The sequence below is a fragment of the Geodermatophilus sp. SYSU D00691 genome, assembly GCF_054050275.1.
In genome coordinates, this window is the sequence record NZ_JBJGYZ010000003.1 from 118,468 (window position 1) to 136,402 (window position 17,935).

The 17,935-nt window shown below is 73.7% G+C and carries 14 protein-coding genes, 1 tRNA gene, 1 pseudogene and 1 riboswitch; of the genes and pseudogenes, 13 read left to right on the forward strand and 3 right to left on the reverse strand.

The genetic code is table 11. The features are described 5' to 3' along the window. The first annotated feature begins 3 nt into the window (after positions 1-3). The 6 genes and pseudogenes from ACI797_RS03265 to ACI797_RS03290 all read left to right on the forward strand — a co-directional run bounded on the left by ACI797_RS03265 (position 4) and on the right by ACI797_RS03290 (position 6,258). Positions 4-624, forward strand: coding sequence for a GNAT family N-acetyltransferase (locus ACI797_RS03265; RefSeq protein WP_456857083.1), 621 nt, complete (start codon positions 4-6; stop codon positions 622-624). Between the two features lie 157 nt (positions 625-781). Next, complete coding sequence (locus ACI797_RS03270) at positions 782-1,495, forward strand: hypothetical protein (protein ID WP_456857084.1); 714 nt, start codon at positions 782-784, stop codon at positions 1,493-1,495. Between the two features lie 88 nt (positions 1,496-1,583). Beyond that, positions 1,584-1,657, forward strand: a tRNA-Ala gene (locus ACI797_RS03275). Positions 1,658-1,827: 170 nt separating this feature from the next. Beyond that, positions 1,828-2,741, forward strand: a pseudogene (locus tag ACI797_RS03280) (IS5 family transposase). Positions 2,742-2,881: 140 nt separating this feature from the next. After that, positions 2,882-4,432: a M28 family metallopeptidase gene (locus tag ACI797_RS03285; protein WP_456857085.1), complete on the forward strand. Its 1,551-nt coding sequence runs from the start codon at positions 2,882-2,884 to the stop codon at positions 4,430-4,432. Between the two features lie 445 nt (positions 4,433-4,877). Then, positions 4,878-5,023, forward strand: a riboswitch (cyclic di-AMP (ydaO/yuaA leader). A gap of 11 nt (positions 5,024-5,034) precedes the next feature. After that, complete coding sequence (locus ACI797_RS03290) at positions 5,035-6,258, forward strand: M23 family metallopeptidase (RefSeq protein ID WP_456857086.1); 1,224 nt, start codon at positions 5,035-5,037, stop codon at positions 6,256-6,258. Between the two features lie 6 nt (positions 6,259-6,264). Here the strand turns inward: ACI797_RS03290 and ACI797_RS03295 are convergent, their stop codons facing one another. Beyond that, positions 6,265-7,059: an enoyl-CoA hydratase/isomerase family protein gene (locus ACI797_RS03295; RefSeq protein WP_456857087.1), complete on the reverse strand. Its 795-nt coding sequence runs from the start codon at positions 7,057-7,059 to the stop codon at positions 6,265-6,267. Positions 7,060-7,220: 161 nt separating this feature from the next. Continuing rightward, positions 7,221-8,759, reverse strand: a complete 1,539-nt coding sequence (locus ACI797_RS03300) for a dolichyl-phosphate-mannose--protein mannosyltransferase (RefSeq protein ID WP_456857088.1) — start codon at positions 8,757-8,759, stop codon at positions 7,221-7,223. A gap of 53 nt (positions 8,760-8,812) precedes the next feature. Between ACI797_RS03300 and rsmI the strand changes: the two genes are divergently transcribed. Together rsmI and ACI797_RS03310 are read left to right on the forward strand one after the other, a co-directional pair. Next, positions 8,813-9,652: a 16S rRNA (cytidine(1402)-2'-O)-methyltransferase gene (gene rsmI / locus ACI797_RS03305; protein ID WP_456857089.1), complete on the forward strand. Its 840-nt coding sequence runs from the start codon at positions 8,813-8,815 to the stop codon at positions 9,650-9,652. Between the two features lie 121 nt (positions 9,653-9,773). Beyond that, positions 9,774-10,748 carry an endonuclease domain-containing protein gene (locus ACI797_RS03310; RefSeq protein WP_456857090.1) on the forward strand — a complete coding sequence of 325 codons (975 nt, stop codon included), beginning with the start codon at positions 9,774-9,776 and terminating at the stop codon, positions 10,746-10,748. Here the strand turns inward: ACI797_RS03310 and corA are convergent. Beyond that, complete coding sequence (corA, locus tag ACI797_RS03315; RefSeq protein WP_456857091.1) at positions 10,715-11,809, reverse strand: magnesium/cobalt transporter CorA; 1,095 nt, start codon at positions 11,807-11,809, stop codon at positions 10,715-10,717. The genes ACI797_RS03310 and corA overlap by 34 nt on opposite strands. 94 nt (positions 11,810-11,903) lie before the next feature. Between corA and ACI797_RS03320 the strand changes: the two genes are divergently transcribed. The 5 genes from ACI797_RS03320 (at position 11,904) to ACI797_RS03340 (ending at position 17,742) form a co-directional block, all read left to right on the forward strand. Next, on the forward strand, positions 11,904-13,397 hold the full coding sequence (locus ACI797_RS03320; RefSeq protein WP_456857092.1) for an amino acid permease: 1,494 nt from the start codon (positions 11,904-11,906) through the stop codon (positions 13,395-13,397). A 100-nt stretch (positions 13,398-13,497) separates the two neighbouring features. Then, positions 13,498-14,145: a hypothetical protein gene (locus ACI797_RS03325; RefSeq protein WP_456857093.1), complete on the forward strand. Its 648-nt coding sequence runs from the start codon at positions 13,498-13,500 to the stop codon at positions 14,143-14,145. 37 nt (positions 14,146-14,182) lie between these two features. Beyond that, positions 14,183-15,976, forward strand: coding sequence for a methionine--tRNA ligase (metG, locus tag ACI797_RS03330; protein WP_456857094.1), 1,794 nt, complete (start codon positions 14,183-14,185; stop codon positions 15,974-15,976). Next, complete coding sequence (locus ACI797_RS03335; RefSeq protein WP_456857095.1) at positions 15,973-16,863, forward strand: TatD family hydrolase; 891 nt, start codon at positions 15,973-15,975, stop codon at positions 16,861-16,863. Before metG ends, ACI797_RS03335 begins: the two co-directional genes overlap by 4 nt. Before the next feature lie 39 nt (positions 16,864-16,902). Beyond that, a complete protein-coding gene (locus tag ACI797_RS03340; RefSeq protein WP_456857096.1) occupies positions 16,903-17,742 on the forward strand; it encodes a hypothetical protein in 840 nt (279 codons plus the stop codon). Positions 17,743-17,935: the final 193 nt, after the last annotated feature.

Sequence of the window (17,935 nt, forward strand, 5' to 3'; positions counted from 1 at the left end):
GTCGTGACCGATCCGCTGCTCCACCCGGGCTGGCCGGCGACGCTGTCCCACGGGCCCGTCGAGCTGCACCCGCTGCGCCGGCGCGACGCCGCGGAGTGGAGCCGGCTGCGGCTGGCCAACGAGGAGTGGCTCGCGCCGTGGGAGCCGTCGGCGGCCCAGCCGTGGCGGCTGCGGCACACCCCGGCGGCCTACCGGGTGATGCGCCGCGCCGTCGCCCGCCGCGCCCGGGCGGGGGCGTCGCTGCCCTGGGCGATCCGGGTGGACGGTCGGCTGGCCGGGCAGGTGACGATCGACAACGTCGTCCGCGGCGCGATGCGCTCCGGGCACCTCGGGTACTGGATCGACCGCGCGGAGGCCGGCCGGGGGATGGCCTCCCTGGCCGTCGCGCTGGTGTGCGACCACGCGTTCGGCCCGGTCGGCCTGCACCGGCTGCAGGCCGACATCCGCCCCGAGAACGGCCCCAGCCAGCGGCTGGTCGAGCGGCTGGGCTTCACCCGCGAGGGGCTGCTGCGCCGCTACCTGGACATCGACGGCGACTGGCGCGACCACCTGACCTTCGCGCTGCTCGCCGAGGACGTCCCCGGCGGCGTCCTGACCCGCTGGCGGCAGCGCATACCACGCTGACCCGCCCCGCGCGCGGTCCTCATGTCGACACGCCGACCCGGTCGTCACACCCGTTCCACGACACGCATCGCGACACTCCAGCGCGCCTCCCCGCGTCGGGCGAACTTCCTGCATAACCTGCCGGAGCCGGTGACTCGTGTGACAGGTGGTGTTCAGGATGGGATCGGGCGCGCTGCTGGCCGCTCTGGTCGTGCTGTGGTTCGTCGTGCTGGTGCCCATGGTGGTGACACGCGGCGACGCGCAGTCGGCCCGGGGTGAGCTGGCCTCGACCGGCCGCACGCTGCAGCGGCGGCGCACGGTGGACCCCGTGGTCACCGCCGCCACCGAGCGGGTCGCCATCGACCGCGAGGCGCTGCACGCCACCGGCGAGCTCAAGGTGGACGTGCACAAGCTGCGCCGGCGGACCCTCGCGGCCCTGGTCGCGCTGGCGCTGCTCGGCCTGGCCGGTGCGCTGCTGGTGAGCGCCTGGGTGTGGCCGGCGCAGCTGCTGCTCGACCTCGCCGTCGTCGGCTACGTGCTGGTGCTGCGCCGGACCGCCCGCCGCGAGCGGCTCGCCGCCCGCCGCGCGGCGCGGCAGGCCGCCCGGGAGGCGTTCCTCTCCTCAACCGCTCCGCGGGCGAGCGAGCGCCGGCCGGCGCCGGTGCCGGCCGTGGCCGAGCAGCCCACCGGCGTGCAGGAGGCGCTGCCGTCGCTGCCGCACCCCAGCCTCCCCCTGGCCCCGGTGCACCCGCTGCGGCCCGGTCGGGTCGTGGCCGCCCGCACCGCGGCCCCGGCCGGCTGGCAGAACAGCGCCGTCGTGGGCCTGGACGACGACGACATCGGCTTCGCCGACATCGACGAGTACCGCCCGGCCCGGGTCGTCAACGGCTGAGAAAGGGCCCTCCTGCCCCCCACCGCTCGCGAGCTCGCGGCGGGCCCCTGCAGGAGGGCCGCCGGCGGAAGGTAGTCTTTCCGTCCGAGGGGCTGTGGCGCAGTCCGGTAGCGCACCTCGTTCGCATCGAGGGGGTCAGGGGTTCAAATCCCCTCAGCTCCACCCTTCCACCGACGCCGTCGGGGCACCCGCCCCGGCGGCGTCGTTGTTCCTGCTCGACGACGTCCTGCAGGCCGTCTAGGCCCTGTTTGAGAAAGTCGCTCGGCGCGCCGATCGAGCGTGTCTCCGGTAGAGGGGTCGACGACCAGGGAGACCCTCACCACGGAGACCTCGTGGACGGGGCCCTACCGGCCGGTGCCCGCCACGACCTGACCGGCGAGCTGTGGCTGATCCTGGCGGCGCTGCTTCCGGTCAGGCCGCGGACGGGCCGCCCCCGTCGCTGGACGCTGTGACAGCTGAGCGACGGCATCCGGTTCCGCACCCGCACCCGCTGCCCGTGGCGGGACGTGCCCGAGCGCTACGGCACCCGGCAGTGCGTCTACGGCCTGTTCCGGGCCTGGCAGCCGGCCGGTCGCTGGGCAGCGATCGAGATCGCGCTGCAGGCTCTGGCCGACGAGGTCGGGTTGATCGACTGGGTGGTGGCGGTGGACTCCACCGTCAACCGAGCCCATCAGCACGCCGCCGGCGCCCGCCGCCCACCCCGAGCAGCAGGTCCAGCCGCCGGTCGGGGAGCCGGCCGATCATGCGCTCGGCCGGTCCCGGGGCGGCCTGACGACCGAGGTGCACCTGGCCGTCGAGGCCGGCCGCAGGCCGCTGGCCACGGTGCTCACCGCCGGGCAGGCGCCGACGGTCCGCAGTTGCCCGTGGTGCTCGACCGCATCCGGGTGCCGCGACGCTCCGGGCCCGGACGGCCCCCGGAGCCGGCCGGACCGCGTGCTGGCCGATCGGGCCTACTCCAGTCGCGTCAACCGCGCCCAACCGCGTCGACGCGGCGTGCCGGCGACGATCCCGAACAAGACGGACCAGTCGGCCCATCACCGGGCGAAGGGCTCAGCCGGCGGCCCGGCCGCCGACGCTCGCCCGAGAGCGCGGCAAGCAGCGGCACGCCGTGGAGTGCGGCATCAACCGGCACGAGCAGAGCCGCGCCTTCGCCACCCGGTAGGACAAGCTCGCCGTCCGCTACGACGCCACTGTGGAGATCACCAACATCAACATCCATCTCCGCGACGTATCAAACAGGGCCTAGTTCACCCAACCGCACCAGCGACTGCGTGATGCCGAAGTTGGCCCGCTGCTCGCCCCGTTGGGCTGCCGGAATCGGGGATAGGCTCCCCGGAATCTGCTGGCCCTGCGCCAGGCGGGTCGGCATGGTGCATGGAGGCATGCATGGTGAAGCGACGCTGGGCCGTTGCCGCGCTGATGGCCGGGACCCTTGTCTGTGCGCCGGCCACCGGGGCGTATGCGGCCCCCGTGACCGACACCAGCGACCTGCGGGACGCAGTCACGGTCGAAGCCGTGCTGGGGCACCTGGCCGAGTTCCAAGAGTTCGCCGATCTCAGCGACGGCACACGCGAGGCCAGCACCTTGGGCTACGAGCTCTCGGCGGACTACGTCGCCGGCCTGCTTGGGGCGGCCGGGTACGAGGTGAGCCGCCAGCCGTTCGAGTACAACTTCTTCGAGGAACTGGCCGCCCCGACTGTCACCAGCACGTCGCCAGGCTTTCCGTTCACGTACGAGAACGGCGTGGACATCTCGACCATGGACTACTCCGGCAGCGGCACGGTGACGGGTGTGGTGCAGGGCGTCGAGGGCAACATCGTCCCCTTGCCAGTCGGCCAGCCCGACAGCACGTCAAGCGCCGGCTGTACGGATGCCGACTTCGTCGACTTCACCGGCGACATCGCGCTGATCCAGCGCGGCACCTGCTTCTTCTACGAGAAGATCGCCAACGCGGTCGAGGCGGGGGCCCAGGCCGTCATCATCTTCAACGAGGGCAACAGCGACGAGCGACTTGGCGTCGACTTCGGTCAAGCCTCGTTCCCGCAGGACGTCCCGGTGATCGAGATGAGCGCCGAGGCCGGTGCCGCCCTGGTGGAGTACATCGAGGCGGAGGCCGCCGCCGGCCGTCAGGTGACCTTGACGGTCAGCACCAGCACCGTGTCGGAGGTCCGCACGTCCGAGAACGTCATCGCTGAGACGACGACCGGCCGCACCGACCGGGTGGTTGTGTCCGGCGCCCACCTCGACTCCGTCATCGAGGGGCCCGGCATCAACGACAACGGCACCGGCTCGGCGGCCCAGCTCGAGGTCGCCCTGCAGATGGCCGAGCTGGGTATCGAGCCGGTCAACCAGGTGCGCTTCATCTGGTTCGGCGCCGAGGAAGCCGGCCTGGTCGGCTCGGCCTACTACGTCAGCCAGCTCACCAAGCGCGAGCTGAAGGACATCGCCGTCATGCTGAACTTCGACATGGTCGGCTCGCCGAACCCGGGCTGGTTCGTCTACGACGGCGACGCCTCGGACACGGCATCGACTGGCTCGACGGGATCCGGCGTGGTGGAGGACGTCTTCCTCGACTACTTCGCGTCCATCGGTCGTGAAGTCGAGCCGACGGCCTTCGATGGGCGCTCGGACTATGACGCCTTCGTGGCGGCCGGTATCCCGGCTGGCGGCCTGTTCACCGGCGCCGAGGACATCAAGACCGCTGAACAGGCGGCCAAGTGGGGCGGCACCGCCGGTATCGCCTTTGACCCCTGCTACCACGCGGCCTGCGACGACCTCGACAACATCAATCTCATCGCGCTGGATGAGATGACGGACGCCATTGCGCATGCCCTGCTGACGTTCGCCATGACGGAATCAGCGGTGCAAGGCACGGCCCGTGGCAGCAGCAACGCGGCTTACCAGCCGACGTTCCGCGGGTCGCAGGCCATCGTGTGATGGTGGCGGGGGTGGGGCAGACCGTCCCACCCCCGCTTGCTTGACCACCCGGGGCTCAAGGGGTGAACGCAACGCCCTGCTGAGCTGGGGGTCGGGCGTGGTGCGTGGTGTGGAGTTGCAGCAGGAGCGGCGGGCGTTCTGGAGGCGGGACAGAGCGCCACTGCCGTGGCGGTCGACGGCTCGGACGTGCGCGAGGGTTGGCGCGGAGGAGCGCTGGCAGAGCATTTGGCAAGGCGCTTCAGCAGGGTCGCATGCTTCGAACTGCATACCGTTGCTCCCACCCTTCCGCCCACGTCGTCGGGGCACCCGCCCCGGCGGCGTCGTCGTCCGGGCGGTTCCCGGTGTGGCTCATGGGGCGTGAGCTCTCGGTTCGTGATCGCGCCGTGATCTGGGGTACCGTTCCCGGCGGTCCGGCTGCACCACGTCCCAGCAACCCGCTGGGCACTGGCCGGCCCCGCCGAACCGACCCTCGGGTCGGACCGGGGACCCATGGTTCCCCTGGGGTGAATCCTGCGCGCACGGGGGTGCGCAGGTAGGGCGTCTTCCCGCCCGAACCCGTCAGCTAACCCGGTAGGCGGCGAGGAAGAAGGAGCCCGCCGGTCTTGGCGACCCTGCACCGCCCGCACAGCCCTGCCCAGAACACGAACAAGCGCCGTTCCCGGACCCCCGAGTCCGGGATCGTGGCCGTCGCCGTGAGCCTCGCCGTCCTGCTGTCGGGCGGCCACGCCCAGGCGGCACCGGCGGACGACGCCCGCGTCGCCGCCGCCGAGGTGGCCCGCCTGACGGCGCTCGTGGCGACCGCCGAGACGGAGCTGCAGCGGCTCACCGTCGAGGCCGAGGCCGCCTCCGACGCCAGCATCCAGGCCCAGGCGGCGCTCACCGAGGCGCAGACCGCGGCCGAGACGGCCGCCGCCGAGCTCGCCGCGGCCACCGCCGCGGTCACCGAGACCCGCGAGGACGTCGCCGACCTCGGCCGGCGCAGCTACATGGGTGAGCACCCCATGGGCTCGGCCATGGTCTTCCTCGGCGAGGGGGGGCCCGAGGGGGTGCTGCAGCGCGCCCTCACCCTCGACCTGCTCAGCGACGAACGGGCCGAGACCCTCGCCGAGCACGAGGTCGTGGAGGCCCGGCAGCAGCAGGCCGACCAGGTCGCCCGGGAGGCGGTGGCCCAGCGCGACGCCCTTGCCCGCGAGGCCGCCAGCGCCGAGCAGGCCGCGGCCGCCCGGCTGACCGCCGCCCAGCAGTCCTACGACGCCGCCGTGGCCGAGAAGGCCGCGCACGAGGCCGCCCTCCGCGAGGCGCAGATCGCGCTGCTGGCCGCCACCGGCTCCAGCGACCCGGACGCCGACCTCGCCGAGCGGGAGGCGGCCGAGCAGGCCGCGGCCCAGGCCGCCGCGCAGACGGTCGCCGCCGCGGCGGCCGGCGGCGGCGCCGTCCCCCCGACGGTCGGCCGCGTGACCTCCTGCTACGGGCCGCGCTGGGGGACGATGCACCAGGGCGTCGACATCGCCGCGCCGATCGGCACGCCGGTCTACGCGCCCGAGGGCGGGACGGTGCTGCACGCCGGCGCCGCCAACGGCTTCGGCCAGGCGGTCTACGTGCAGCACGGCGACGGGTCGATCACGCTCTACGGGCACGTCAACCGGTTCTTCGTCAGCGCCGGCCAGGTGGTGTCGGCCGGGCAGCAGATCGCCGAGGTCGGCAACAAGGGCCAGTCCACCGGCCCGCACCTGCACTTCGAGGTGCACATGGGCGGCCTCTACGCCAACCGCGTGAACCCGGTGCCGTGGCTGACGGCGCGGGGGATCTCGATCGGCGGCTGCTGAGGGGCGCTAGACCGCGCCGGGGAAGTCGGGCTTCCGCTTCTCGAGGAAGGCACGCACGCCCTCCCGCCCTTCGGGGTCGGCGGCGGACTCGGCGATGAGGCGGGCCTCGTCGTCCAGCTGCTCGTCGAGGGTGCGGACGGCGGCCCGCCGGACCAGGGCGCGGGTGCGGACCATCGCCCGCACCGGTCCGGCGGCCACGCGGTGCGCCAGCGCGATCGCCTCGCTGTGCAGGTCCGCGTCCTCGACCAGGCGGCTGACCAGGCCGAAGGTGTGCGCCTCGGCGGCGCTGAGCGCGCTGTCGGTGAGCAGCAGGTCCAGCGCCCGCGGCGCGCCGAGCGCGCGGGTCAGGGCCCAGGACGACCCGCCGTCGGGGGAGAACCCGATCCCGAGGTAGGCGGGGCGGATCTTCGCCGAGCGGCCGCAGACCACGATGTCGCAGGCGCCGATCAGCCCCACCGCGGCGCCGGCGACCGCGCCCTGGGCCCCGGCGAGCACCGGCACCGGGCAGTGCAGCAGCAGCCGGATCACCTCGTGCCAGTCGTGCGCCAGCTGCCCGACCTGCGCCCCGGGGTCGTCGGCGGCGACGAAGTAGCCGATGTCGCCGCCGACGCAGAAGCGCGGCCCGTTGGCGAGCAGCAGCACCACCCGGGTCTGCGCCGGCCGGTCGCGCAGGGCGGCGGCCAGCTGGTGGGCCAGCGCCGGGTCGAGGGCGTTGCCGGCCTCCGGGCGGTCCAGCGTGATCCGCCAGACGTGGCCGTCGACCTCGGTGAGCACCCGGGGCCGCTCGTCGGTCGAGGTCATCGCCGTCCTCCCGCCGTCTGCGCCTGCCGGGGTCACCGTAGGCGAGGGTCGCTCAGGGCCGCACGGCGTGGCGTTCCTCGTCGAGGGCGCCCGGGGCGCCGCCGAACTCGTCGGCCACCTCGCGGGCGTTGGAACGCCCAACTATCTGGTGCGGCCACTCCTCAGAACCATGACGGGAACCACATCCGCTGCAGCCACTCCGCGTGCGGCAGCGGCTGGCCGGTGAGCACGGGGTAGAAGAAGACGAAGGTCGCCGCGACCACGGCGACGTACAGGCAGACCGCGCCCAGCCCGAGCTGGCGCCGCCATGGCTCGGGGTGCCGGGCGCCGAGCACGTCCTGCAGGGCGAGGGTGACCGCCAGCACGAAGAACGGCACGACCGGGGCCATGTAGAAGATGAACATGGTCCGCTCGGGGTTGAGGAACCAGGTGAGCCACCCGGCGGCGATCGCCACGCCCACGGTGAGCGCGGCGGGGTCGCGGCGGGCGACGATCCGCCAGACCAGCCACAGCAGCGCGGGCGCGAACGCGAACCAGAGGGTCGGCGTCCCGACCATGAGGATGTAGCGGACGACCTGCCCGCCGGACTCGTCGGTCAGGCCCTGCGGGTTCCACAGCAGGATCGGCCGGCCGTCCACCAGCCACGACCACGGTCCCGACTCCCACGGGTGCGGGCTGGAGAGGTTGTTGTGGAACGTCCACCACTCGGTGTGCATGTGCCACAGCGAGCGCAGCGGGCCCGGGATGAACGGGAACGACGTCTCCGGGTGCTGGTCGGCCCAGTGCCGGCCCTGGCTGGTCTCGCCGAGGAACCAGCCGGTGAAGCTCGCGATGTAGGTCGCCACCGGGACGACGGCCAGCGCCCACAGCGCCCCGGGCAGGCCGCGGCGCAGCGTCGTCCGTGTCGGGCTGCCGACGCCGGCGCCGCGCCACGCGCCGCGCTCCCAGAACAGCGACAGGACGGCGAAGAAGGCCAGGAACCAGATCCCGCTCCACTTGACCGCGCAGGCGCAGCCGAACAGGAACCCGGCCGCGATCCGCCAGCCGCGCGGCCCCAGGCGGAAGCCGGTGGTCAGCGGCCCGGCGGCGCGGATGCGCTCCCGCACCTTGTCGCGGTCGACGACGAGGCACGCGACGGCGGCCACCACGAACACCTGGAGGAAGACGTCGAGCAGGCCGGTGCGGGAGATGACGAACGAGAAGCCGTCGAGGGCCAGCAGCAGCCCGGCCAGGAAGCCCAGCAGGGTGGACCCGGTCAGCCGGCGGGCCAGCCGGACCAGGACGACGACGGCGATCGAGCCGGCCACCGCCGACGGGAACCGCCAGCCGAAGGAGTTGTAGCCGAACAGCCACTCCCCGCCGGCGATCAGCCACTTGCCCAGCGGCGGGTGGACGATGAACGTGTAGCCGCGGTTGTACTCGAAGCCCCAGATCAGGATCTCGCGGGCCTCGGGCGGGTAGTAGGCCTCGTCGAACAGCTCGTCGGCGGGGTAGCTGATGTCCCACAGGCGGACGACGAAGCTGACCAGGCCCAGCCCGAGAGCCAGCGCCCACGCCAGGCGCCGGTCGGTGGGCAGCGGCGGGTGGCCGTCGCGCCGGGGCCGTGGCGGCGGCCAGCGGCGGGCGCGCGCGGGCGCCGCGACGGCGGGCGGCTCGTCGGGGGGTGCCGCCGGCGCGGCTTCGTCCACCGGCACGGCCATGGGGGCCAGGGTATGTGGCGGCCGGGTCGGCGCCGTCGTGACAGGCTGCGGGCGTGACTGGACGGCTGGTGCTTGGCGGCGCGCCGCTGGGCCAGCCCGGCGACGTCGGGCCCCGGCTGCGGGAGGCGATGGCGTCGGCCGACGTGCTGGCGGTGGAGGACACCCGGCGGCTGCACCGGCTGGCGTCCGACCTCTCCGTCTCGCTCTCCGGGCGGGTGGTGACCTTCCACGAGTCGGTGGAGCGGGCGCGGCTGCCCGGGCTGCTGGCCGCGCTGGCCGACGGCGCCACCGTGCTGCTGCTCACCGACGCCGGCATGCCGTCGGTCTCCGACCCCGGCTACACCCTGGTGCGCGCGGCGATCGAGGCCGGCGTCGCCGTGACCTCGGTGCCCGGCCCGTCGGCGGTGACCACGGCGCTGGCGGTGTCGGGGCTGCCCTGCGACCGGTTCTGCTTCGAGGGGTTCCTGCCGCGCAAGGGCGGGGAGCGCCGGTCGCGGCTGGCCGGGCTCGCCGACGAGCGCCGCACGATGGTCTTCTTCGAGTCCCCGCACCGGCTGGCCGACGCCCTCACCGACGCCGCTGCGGCCTTCGGGTCCGATCGCGCCGCCGCCGTCTGCCGCGAGCTGACCAAGACGCACGAGGAGGTCCGCCGGGGCCCGCTGGGCGAGCTCGCCGCGTGGGCCGCCGACGGGGTGCGCGGCGAGATCACCCTCGTCGTCGCCGGGGCGGTGGCCGCGCCGGTGGAGCTGGGCCCGGCGGAGCTGGCCGCCGCGGTGGCCGCCGAGGAGGCCGCGGGCGCTTCCCGCAAGGACGCCATCCGCGCCGTCGTCGTCCGCACCGGGCTGCCCCGCCGCACCGTCTACGACGCCGTCGTCACCGCGAAGGGCTCCTGAGCCGCGCGTACGAGTGCGCTCAGTGCCCTTTCCGCGCCGGGGAAAGGGAACTGCGCGCACAGCGGGGCGGCGCTGTGGACATCGCCAGCGGCCGCCCGCCTCCGTCCGGCAGCCTTCGCCGGTGCCACGGCCGCCCCACGTCCCCGACCACCTGCGGCGCCGGGTCTTCCGCGGCACGCAGGCACTCCGGGCCGGGCTGCTCACCAAGCGCGAGCTGCACGGGCCGGTCTGGCAGCGCCTGTTCCCCGACGTCTACGCGCACCGGGACGTGCCCGTCGACCACGTGCTCCGGGCGCGGGCGGCGGCCGGCCTGTTGTTCCCGCAGGCCCTGATCACCGGGCTGAGCGCCGCGGCGGTGTGGGGTGTCGACATCGTCCCGGAGGAGGACGTCGTCGAGCTGACCCTCCCGCCGGGCAGCAACCCGGTCCGCATCCCGGGCCTCAGGGTGCGCCGGGCAGCGGTGCCGGCCGAGTGGACCGGCCACAGGCTCGGGGTCCGGTTGACCACCCCGCAGGCCACCGTGGCCAGGCTCGCGCAGCTGCTGTCGCTGGAGGAAGCCGTCGTCGCGGTGGACCGGTTCGCCGCTGCGCAGCTCCTCGACGTCGCGGGCCTGCGCGACTTCGCCGCCGAGCTGCAGGGGAGGGGAGCAGGCAGGACGCGGGAGGTCTGCTCCCTGGCCGACGGGCGGGCGGAGTCGCCTCAGGAGTCCCGCCTGCGGCTGCTCATGCTCCGCGGCCGCCTCCCCCCGCCCGTCGCGCAGTTCGACGTCCGGGACGGCGACGGGCGGTTCGTGGCCCGCGTCGACTTCGCCTGGCCCGGGCAGCGCGTCGCCGTCGAGTACGACGGGCTGTGGCACGCCCAGCCCGGCCAGTTCGCCCGTGACCGCCGGCGGCTCAACCGGCTGCACGCGGCCGGCTGGCGGGTCCTATTCGTGACCGCGGCCGATCTGCACCGGCCCGGCGAGATCCTCGCCCGGCTCGCGGATCTCCTCGGCGCTGATGCTGTGCGCGCAGTTCCCCTTCGCCCTGCCGGAAAGGGCACTGGGCGCACACCGGCGTCGGGCTACAGCCAGCCGTTGCGCTTGAAGCCGCGGTAGAGGGCCCAGCAGACGACGACGATGAGCAGCAGCACCGCGAAGTAGCCGTACCGCCAGCCCAGTTCCGGCATGAACTCGAAGTTCATGCCGTACACGCCGGTGATCAGCGTGGGGACGGCGATCATCGCGGCCCATGCCGAGATCTTGCGGGTGTCCTCGTTGTCCGACAGCGAGGTCCGCGCCAGCGAGGCCTGCAGGATCGACGACAGCAGCTCGTCGAGCGCGCCGACCTGCTCGCGCACCCGCAGGGCGTGGTCGAGCACGTCGCGGAAGTACGAGCGCATGGTCTCCGGGATGACGCCGATCTGCCGCTCGGCCAGCTTCTGCAGCGGGATCTCCAGCGGCGTCACGGCCCGGCGCAGCTGCATCAGCTCGCGCTTGAGCTGGTAGATGCGGCTGATGTCGTCGGTGCGCTCCGGGCTGAACACCGACGCCTCGAGCTCCTCGACGTCCTCCTCGACGGCGGTGGCCACGTCGGTGGTGCGGTCGATCACGAAGTCGGCGACCGCGTACAGCACCGCCGACGGCCCGAGCGATAGCAGGTCCTGCTGCTCCTCGAGCATGCGGCGCAGCTCGTTGAGCCCGCCGTGGTCGCCGTGCCGGACGGTGATCACGTAGTCGCCGTCGACGAAGACCATCACCTCTCCGGTGGAGACGACCTCGCTGGTCGCCGTCAGCTCGTCGTGCTCCACGTAGCGGCCGGTCTTGAGCACCATGAACAGCGCCTCGTCGTAGTTCTCCAGCTTCGGCCGCTGGTGGGCCTCGACGGCGTCCTCCACCGCCAGGGGGTGCAGGCCGTACTGCTGGGCGATCGCGTCCAGTTCCTCCTGCGTCGGCTCGTAGAGCCCCAACCAGACGAAGCCACCGCGCTCGCGGGCGACCGCGAGGGCGTCCTCCGGGGCCACGTCCTCCTGCCGCCGGCCCTCGACGTACACCGCGCAGTCGACGACCGGGCTCTCCGACTCGCGGGTGACCCGGTGCGGCCGCGTGGCACCCGCCGGCCGCGGCCGCTGGGTCGGGGGCAGCCCCAGGGGGGTGCCCGGGGAATCCGTCGCGCTCATCGGCCCTCCTCGTCGGCACGCCAGCGTAGGTCGGCGGTTACCCCCAGCGTGTCGGGGGAAGTCGATCACGCACCCGCACCCAGAGGGGGACGCCGTGAGTGCTGCCAACCGCCGGATCAAGACGGTCGAGGAGTCCATCCGCGACACCGACGAGCCCGAGCACCGGCTGAAGAAGAACCTCTCCGGCCTCGACCTCACCGTCTTCGGCGTCGGCGTGATCATCGGCACCGGCATCTTCGTGCTCACCGGCGTGGTCGCTCAGGAGCAGGCCGGCCCGGCGGTCGCGATCTCCTTCGTGATCGCCGGAGTGGTCTGCGGTCTGGCCGCCATCTGCTACGCCGAGTTCGCCTCCACCGTCCCGGTCGCCGGCTCGGCGTACACCTTCTCCTACGCGACCTTCGGCGAGTTCATCGCCTGGATCATCGGCTGGGACCTGGTGCTCGAGCTGGCGCTGGGTGCCGCCACGGTCGCGGTCGGCTGGTCGGGCTACCTCAACCAGCTGCTCGACGACATCGGCATCCCCCTGCCGGAGTCGATCGCGGGGGAGACCGCGTCGTTCAACATCCCGGCGATCTTCGTCGTCCTGCTCATGACCGGCGTGCTGATCCTCGGCATCAAGCTGTCGAGCCGGGTCACCGCGATCATCGTGGCGATCAAGGTGGCGATCGTCCTGCTGGTCATCGTCGTCGGGGTCTTCTACCTGACCGCCGACAACTACTCGCCGTTCGTGCCGCCGGCGCAGCCACCGGCGGAGGGCGCCAGCGGGTGGGACGCGCCGCTGCTCCAGTCGCTGTTCGGCTTCGGCTACACCACGTTCGGCTGGGGCGGCGTCATCGCGGGGGCGTCGATCGTGTTCTTCGCCTTCATCGGCTTCGACATCGTGGCGACGGCGGCCGAGGAGACCCGCAACCCGAAGCGGGACATGCCGCGCGGCATCCTGGGCTCGCTGGCCATCTGCACGGTGCTCTACGTCGCCGTCTCGCTGGTCGTCGTGGGCATGCAGAACTACACCGAGCTCAACCCCGACGCGCCGCTCGCGGGCGCCTTCTCCGACGTCGGCCTGCCGATCTTCGCCAGCATCATCTCGGTCGGCGCCCTGGCCGGGCTGACCTCGGTGGTCATGATCCTCATGCTCGGCCAGTCGCGCGTGCTCTTCGCGATGAGCCGCGACCGGCTGCTCCCGCCCGGCCTGGCCCAGGTGCACCCGAAGCACGGCACGCCCTACCGGATCACGCTGATTACCGGCGTGGTCGTCGCCGTCCTCGCCGGGGTCATCCCGCTCAGCGAACTGGCCGAACTGGTCAACATCGGCACGCTGTTCGCCTTCTTCCTCGTGTCGATCGGCGTCTGGATCCTGCGGCGCACCCGCCCGGACCTGCACCGCACCTTCCGCGTGCCGCTGGTCCCGGCTCTGCCCCTGCTCTCCGCGGCCGCCTGCCTGTGGCTGATGGCCAACCTGCCGGTCGAGACCTGGGTGCGGTTCCTCATCTGGATGGCGGCCGGCCTCGTGGCCTACTTCCTCTACGGGTACCGCCGCAGCCGGCTGGCCGGGCGCGAGCGGGCGCCGGAGGAGGCCGGGCAGACCTGACCTCACCCCCAGGGGTGAGGCCCCCCGCGCGGGGGATCCAGCGCCGCCGCGGGAGCACCGACGGAACCGGGGACAGCAGTCCCCGTCCTAGGAGCTCCCCGTGGCGACCAGCGTCCTCGACGCCCGCGACACCCGCCCGGTGGCGCCGGAGACCGCCCCGGCCGTCCGCCGGCTGCCGGCGACCGTCGTCGGCGCGGCCGCGATCGCGCTGCTCGAGGCGGTGGCGCTGCTCGCCGGCGCACTCACCGGCCTGGACGGGGTGCTCACCTCGCCCGACCGGCCCAGCGGCGGCGTGGTCGTGCTGGTGCTGCTGGCGCTGGCCTCCTGGATCGTCGGCTGCGCCGGGGGCGCGGCCACCCTCGTCGACGGCGCCGGCCGCGGGATCCTCGCGTGGGTCGCCCACCTCGAGCTGGCGCTGGTCGCCCTCCTCTTCCTCGTCGGCCTGTTCACGACCGACCTGGACGCCTACCTGCCGCGGGCCCTGCCCCTGCCCGCGGTGGCCCTCCTGGCCCTCGCCCTGCCGGTGGGCAAGCTGCTGCTCGCCGGCGCCCCGACCGCGGTGGACTGGGTGGCCGCCGGCCCGCGGCCGCGCGAGCGCCGTCCCGACCCGGTGGCCACCCACCGGGGGGTGTGCGTGGCGACCCTCGCCGTGATCGGCGTGGTCCTGGGTGCCGTCGCGCTGCTGGGCCCGACGACCGGCGGCAACGACGCCGGCATGCCGGGCGGGACCGTCTCCTCCACCCGCTGAGCGGAACCCGCTCGACGGGGCTCACTACTCTCGTGCCGTGAGTGATCGGCACATCCTGACCGCCGTGGCCTGGCCCTACGCCAACGGTCCGCGGCACATCGGCCACGTCTCCGGCTTCGGCGTCCCGTCCGACGTCTTCAGCCGCTTCCACCGCATGAGCGGGGACGACGTGCTGATGGTCAGCGGCACCGACGAGCACGGCACGCCGATCACCGTCGCCGCCGACGCCGAGGGCGTGACGCCGCGGGAGATCGCTGACCGCAACAACCGGATCATCGTGGGCGACCTGGCCAGCCTCGGGCTGTCCTACGACCTGTTCACGCGGACGACGACGGTCAACCACGCCCGGATCAGCCAGGAGATCTTCCTCGGCCTGCTGAAGAACGGCTACGTCTTCCCGAAGACCACGCTCGGCGCGATCAGCCCGTCGACCGGGCGCACCCTGCCCGACCGCTACATCGAAGGCACCTGCCCCATCTGCGGCTACGACGGCGCCCGCGGCGACCAGTGCGACAACTGCGGCAACCAGCTCGACCCGACCGACCTCATCAACCCGGTCAGCCGGATCAACGGCGAGACCCCGAAGTTCGTCGAGAGCGAGCACTACTTCCTCGACCTGCCCGCGTTCACCAAGGCGCTGGGCGACTGGCTGGCCACCCGCAAGAGCTGGCGGCCCAACGTCCTGAACTTCAGCGTCAACCTGCTCGAGGACCTCAAGCCGCGCAGCTACACGCGGGACATCGACTGGGGCGTGCCGGTGCCGCTCGACGGCTGGCGCGACCGCCCCGACAAGCGCATCTACGTCTGGTTCGACGCCGTCGTCGGTTACCTCTCGGCGTCGATCGAGTGGGCGCGCCGCTCGGGCGACCCCGAGGCCTGGCGGCAGTGGTGGCAGTCGCCGGAGTCCGACGCCTACTACTTCATGGGCAAGGACAACATCGTCTTCCACTCCGAGATCTGGCCCGCGCAGCTGCTCGGCTACAACGGCGAGGGCGACAGGGGCGGGTCCGCCGGTGACCTCGGCCGGCTGAACCTGCCCACCGAGGTCGTCTCCAGCGAGTTCCTCACCATGGAGGGCCGCAAGTTCTCCAGCAGCCGCCAGGTCGTCATCTACGTGCGCGACTTCCTCGCCCGCTACGACGCCGACGCGCTGCGCTACTTCATCGCCGTCGCCGGGCCGGAGACCCAGGACACCGACTTCACCTGGTCGGAGTTCCGCCGCCGCAACAACGACGAGCTGGTGGCCGGCTGGGGCAACCTGGTCAACCGCAGCGTGTCGCTGGCGGCCAAGAACGTCGGCGCCGTCCCCACGCCGGCCGAGCTGACCGACGCCGACCACGGTCTGCTGGCCACCACCCGGGCCGCGTTCGCCACCGTGGGCGACCTGCTCGCGCGCAACCGGCAGAAGGCGGCGGCGACCGAGGCGATGCGCGTGGTCGGCGAGGCGAACAAGTACCTGTCCGACCAGGCGCCGTGGAAGCTCAAGGAGGACCCGGTCCGGCGGGACACGGTCCTGCACACCGCGCTGCAGGCGGTCAGCGACTGCAACACGCTGCTCACGCCGTTCCTGCCGCACTCGGCGCAGAAGGTGCACGAGCTGCTCGGCGGCACCGGCGTGTGGTCGCCGGCACCGCAGGTGGTCGAGACCGAGGACCTCGACGACGGCTCGCCGTACCCGATCATCACCGGCGACTACGCCGCCGCGCAGGCGGTGTGGGCCTCGCGGCCGCTGGCGGCGGGGACGCCGCTGCAGCCGCCGACGCCGGTGTTCAAGAAGCTCGACGAGTCGGTCGTCGAGGAGGAGCTGCGCCGGCTGGAAGAGGGCGAGTGAGTCGCTCCGCCGCGTCCCGCGCCAACCGGCGCGGGGAGCTCCCGCCGTCCCCGGAGCCGCTGCCGTCCCCTGCGCTGGACAGCCACACCCACCTCGACATCGTCCTGGGCGCGCGCCCGGGGGACGACGACGAGGGCGACCTCCCGGCGCCCGAGGACGTCGACGCCGAGATCGCCGCGGCGGCCGAGGTCGGCGTCCCCCGGCTGGTCCAGGTGGGCGTGGACGTCGCCTCGTCGCGGTGGTCGGCCGAGCTCGCCGCCCGGCACCCGAACGTGCTCGCCGCCGTCGCCGTGCACCCCAACGAGGCCGGCGCCGGCCGGGCGACCGACGACGCCCTGACCGAGATCGACCGGCTCGCCGCCCACCCCCGGGTGCGCGCCGTGGGGGAGACCGGCCTCGACCGCTACCGCACCGGGCCGGAGGGGTGGACGGCGCAGGAGGCGTCCTTCCGGGCGCACGTCCGCATCGCCAAGGAGCACGGGATCGCGCTGGTCATCCACGACCGCGACGCGCACGAGGAGATCCTGCGGGTGCTCGAGGACGAGGGCGCTCCCGAGCACACCGTCTTCCACTGCTTCTCCGGCGACGCCGCCTTCGCCAAGGCCTGCGTCGAGCGCGGCTACGTGCTCTCCTTCGCCGGCACGCTGACCTTCGCCAACGCCGCCCACCTGCGCGAGGCGGCGGCGCTCACGCCGGTCGAGCAGCTGCTCGTCGAGACCGACGCGCCCTTCCTCACCCCGGTGCCGTTCCGCGGCCGCCCGAACGCCTCGCGGCTGGTGCCGCACACCGTCCGCGCCCTGGCGGAGGTGACCGGCGTGGAGCTCGAGCAGCTCTGCGCGACCCTGACCGGCAACGCGGAGCGCATCTTCGGCCCCTGGGGGGACTAGGGATCCCGGCGCACGGCGAACCGATGCACACTGGACGCCGTGGGCCGCCTCATCGCCGTCGTGCTGTTCATCGCCGTCCTGGTGCCCGGCGTGCTGCTGTCCCGGGCCTGGTGGCTGGCGGCCGGCCGCCGGGCCGTCGCCTCCGCCGCCGTCGAGTTCGCCACCCCCGACCAGGACGGCGTCGCGACGCTGCGCCGGCAGGCGCAGCACGGCCGCCGGGTCCGCCGGCTCGGCTTCCTGCTGGGCGTCCTCGGCATCGTCGGCAGCATCGTGCTCTTCGCCGAGGCCTCGGTCTTCCTGTGGGTGCCGGCGCTGGCCGTCGGGCTGCTCGTCGGGGTCCTGCTCGCCGAGGCCACCCGGCCGCGGCCGCGCTGGCCGCTGACCGCCCCGCCCCGCCGCCCCCGCCTGGGCGAGCTGATCTCGGCGTGGCTGCTGTGGACCATGCGCGCGGTCGTCGCCGCCGAGGTCCTCGCGGCCGTCCTGCTCTGGCGCGACGGCCAGCTCGCCGACGCGGTGGGCTGGGTCGCCCTCGTGGTCCCGCTCGTCGCCTGGCTGCTCGCGGAGGTCGCCCTGCTGCGGGCGGTCGTCCGCCCGCTGCCCGCGGAGGGTGCCGACGTCCCCGTGGACGAGGCGCTGCGCACCTGGACCGCCCACCTCGTCGCCGCGGCGGCCAGCGTGCTCGCGCTGCTGCCCCTCGGCGCGCTCCTGCTGCTGGCCGGCATCGAGCGCGGCGACCAGGTGACGGAGGGCTTCGACCTGCTCCCGGTGGCCCTGGTCGCGGGCGGCTTCTCGGCGCTGGCCGCCGGGGTCGCCGTCGGCGGGTTCCTGCTCACCTGGCTGCGCCCGGTCCGGGTGGACGAGCGCGCCCTCGCCGGCTGAGCGAACCCGTCCCCCTGCCCGCCCGAGAGGGCGGCCACACTGTGGCGTCGGTCACCGGCCGAACCCACCGTGCGCACCCGTCCCAGCGGTCACACCCGGCACGTCCGTCACTCTACGTATCGGCGCGCCCACAAGGCGACATGGCGATCACCTGGTTGACTGCCGTCGCACCTTGCTCCTCGCACCGTGTTCG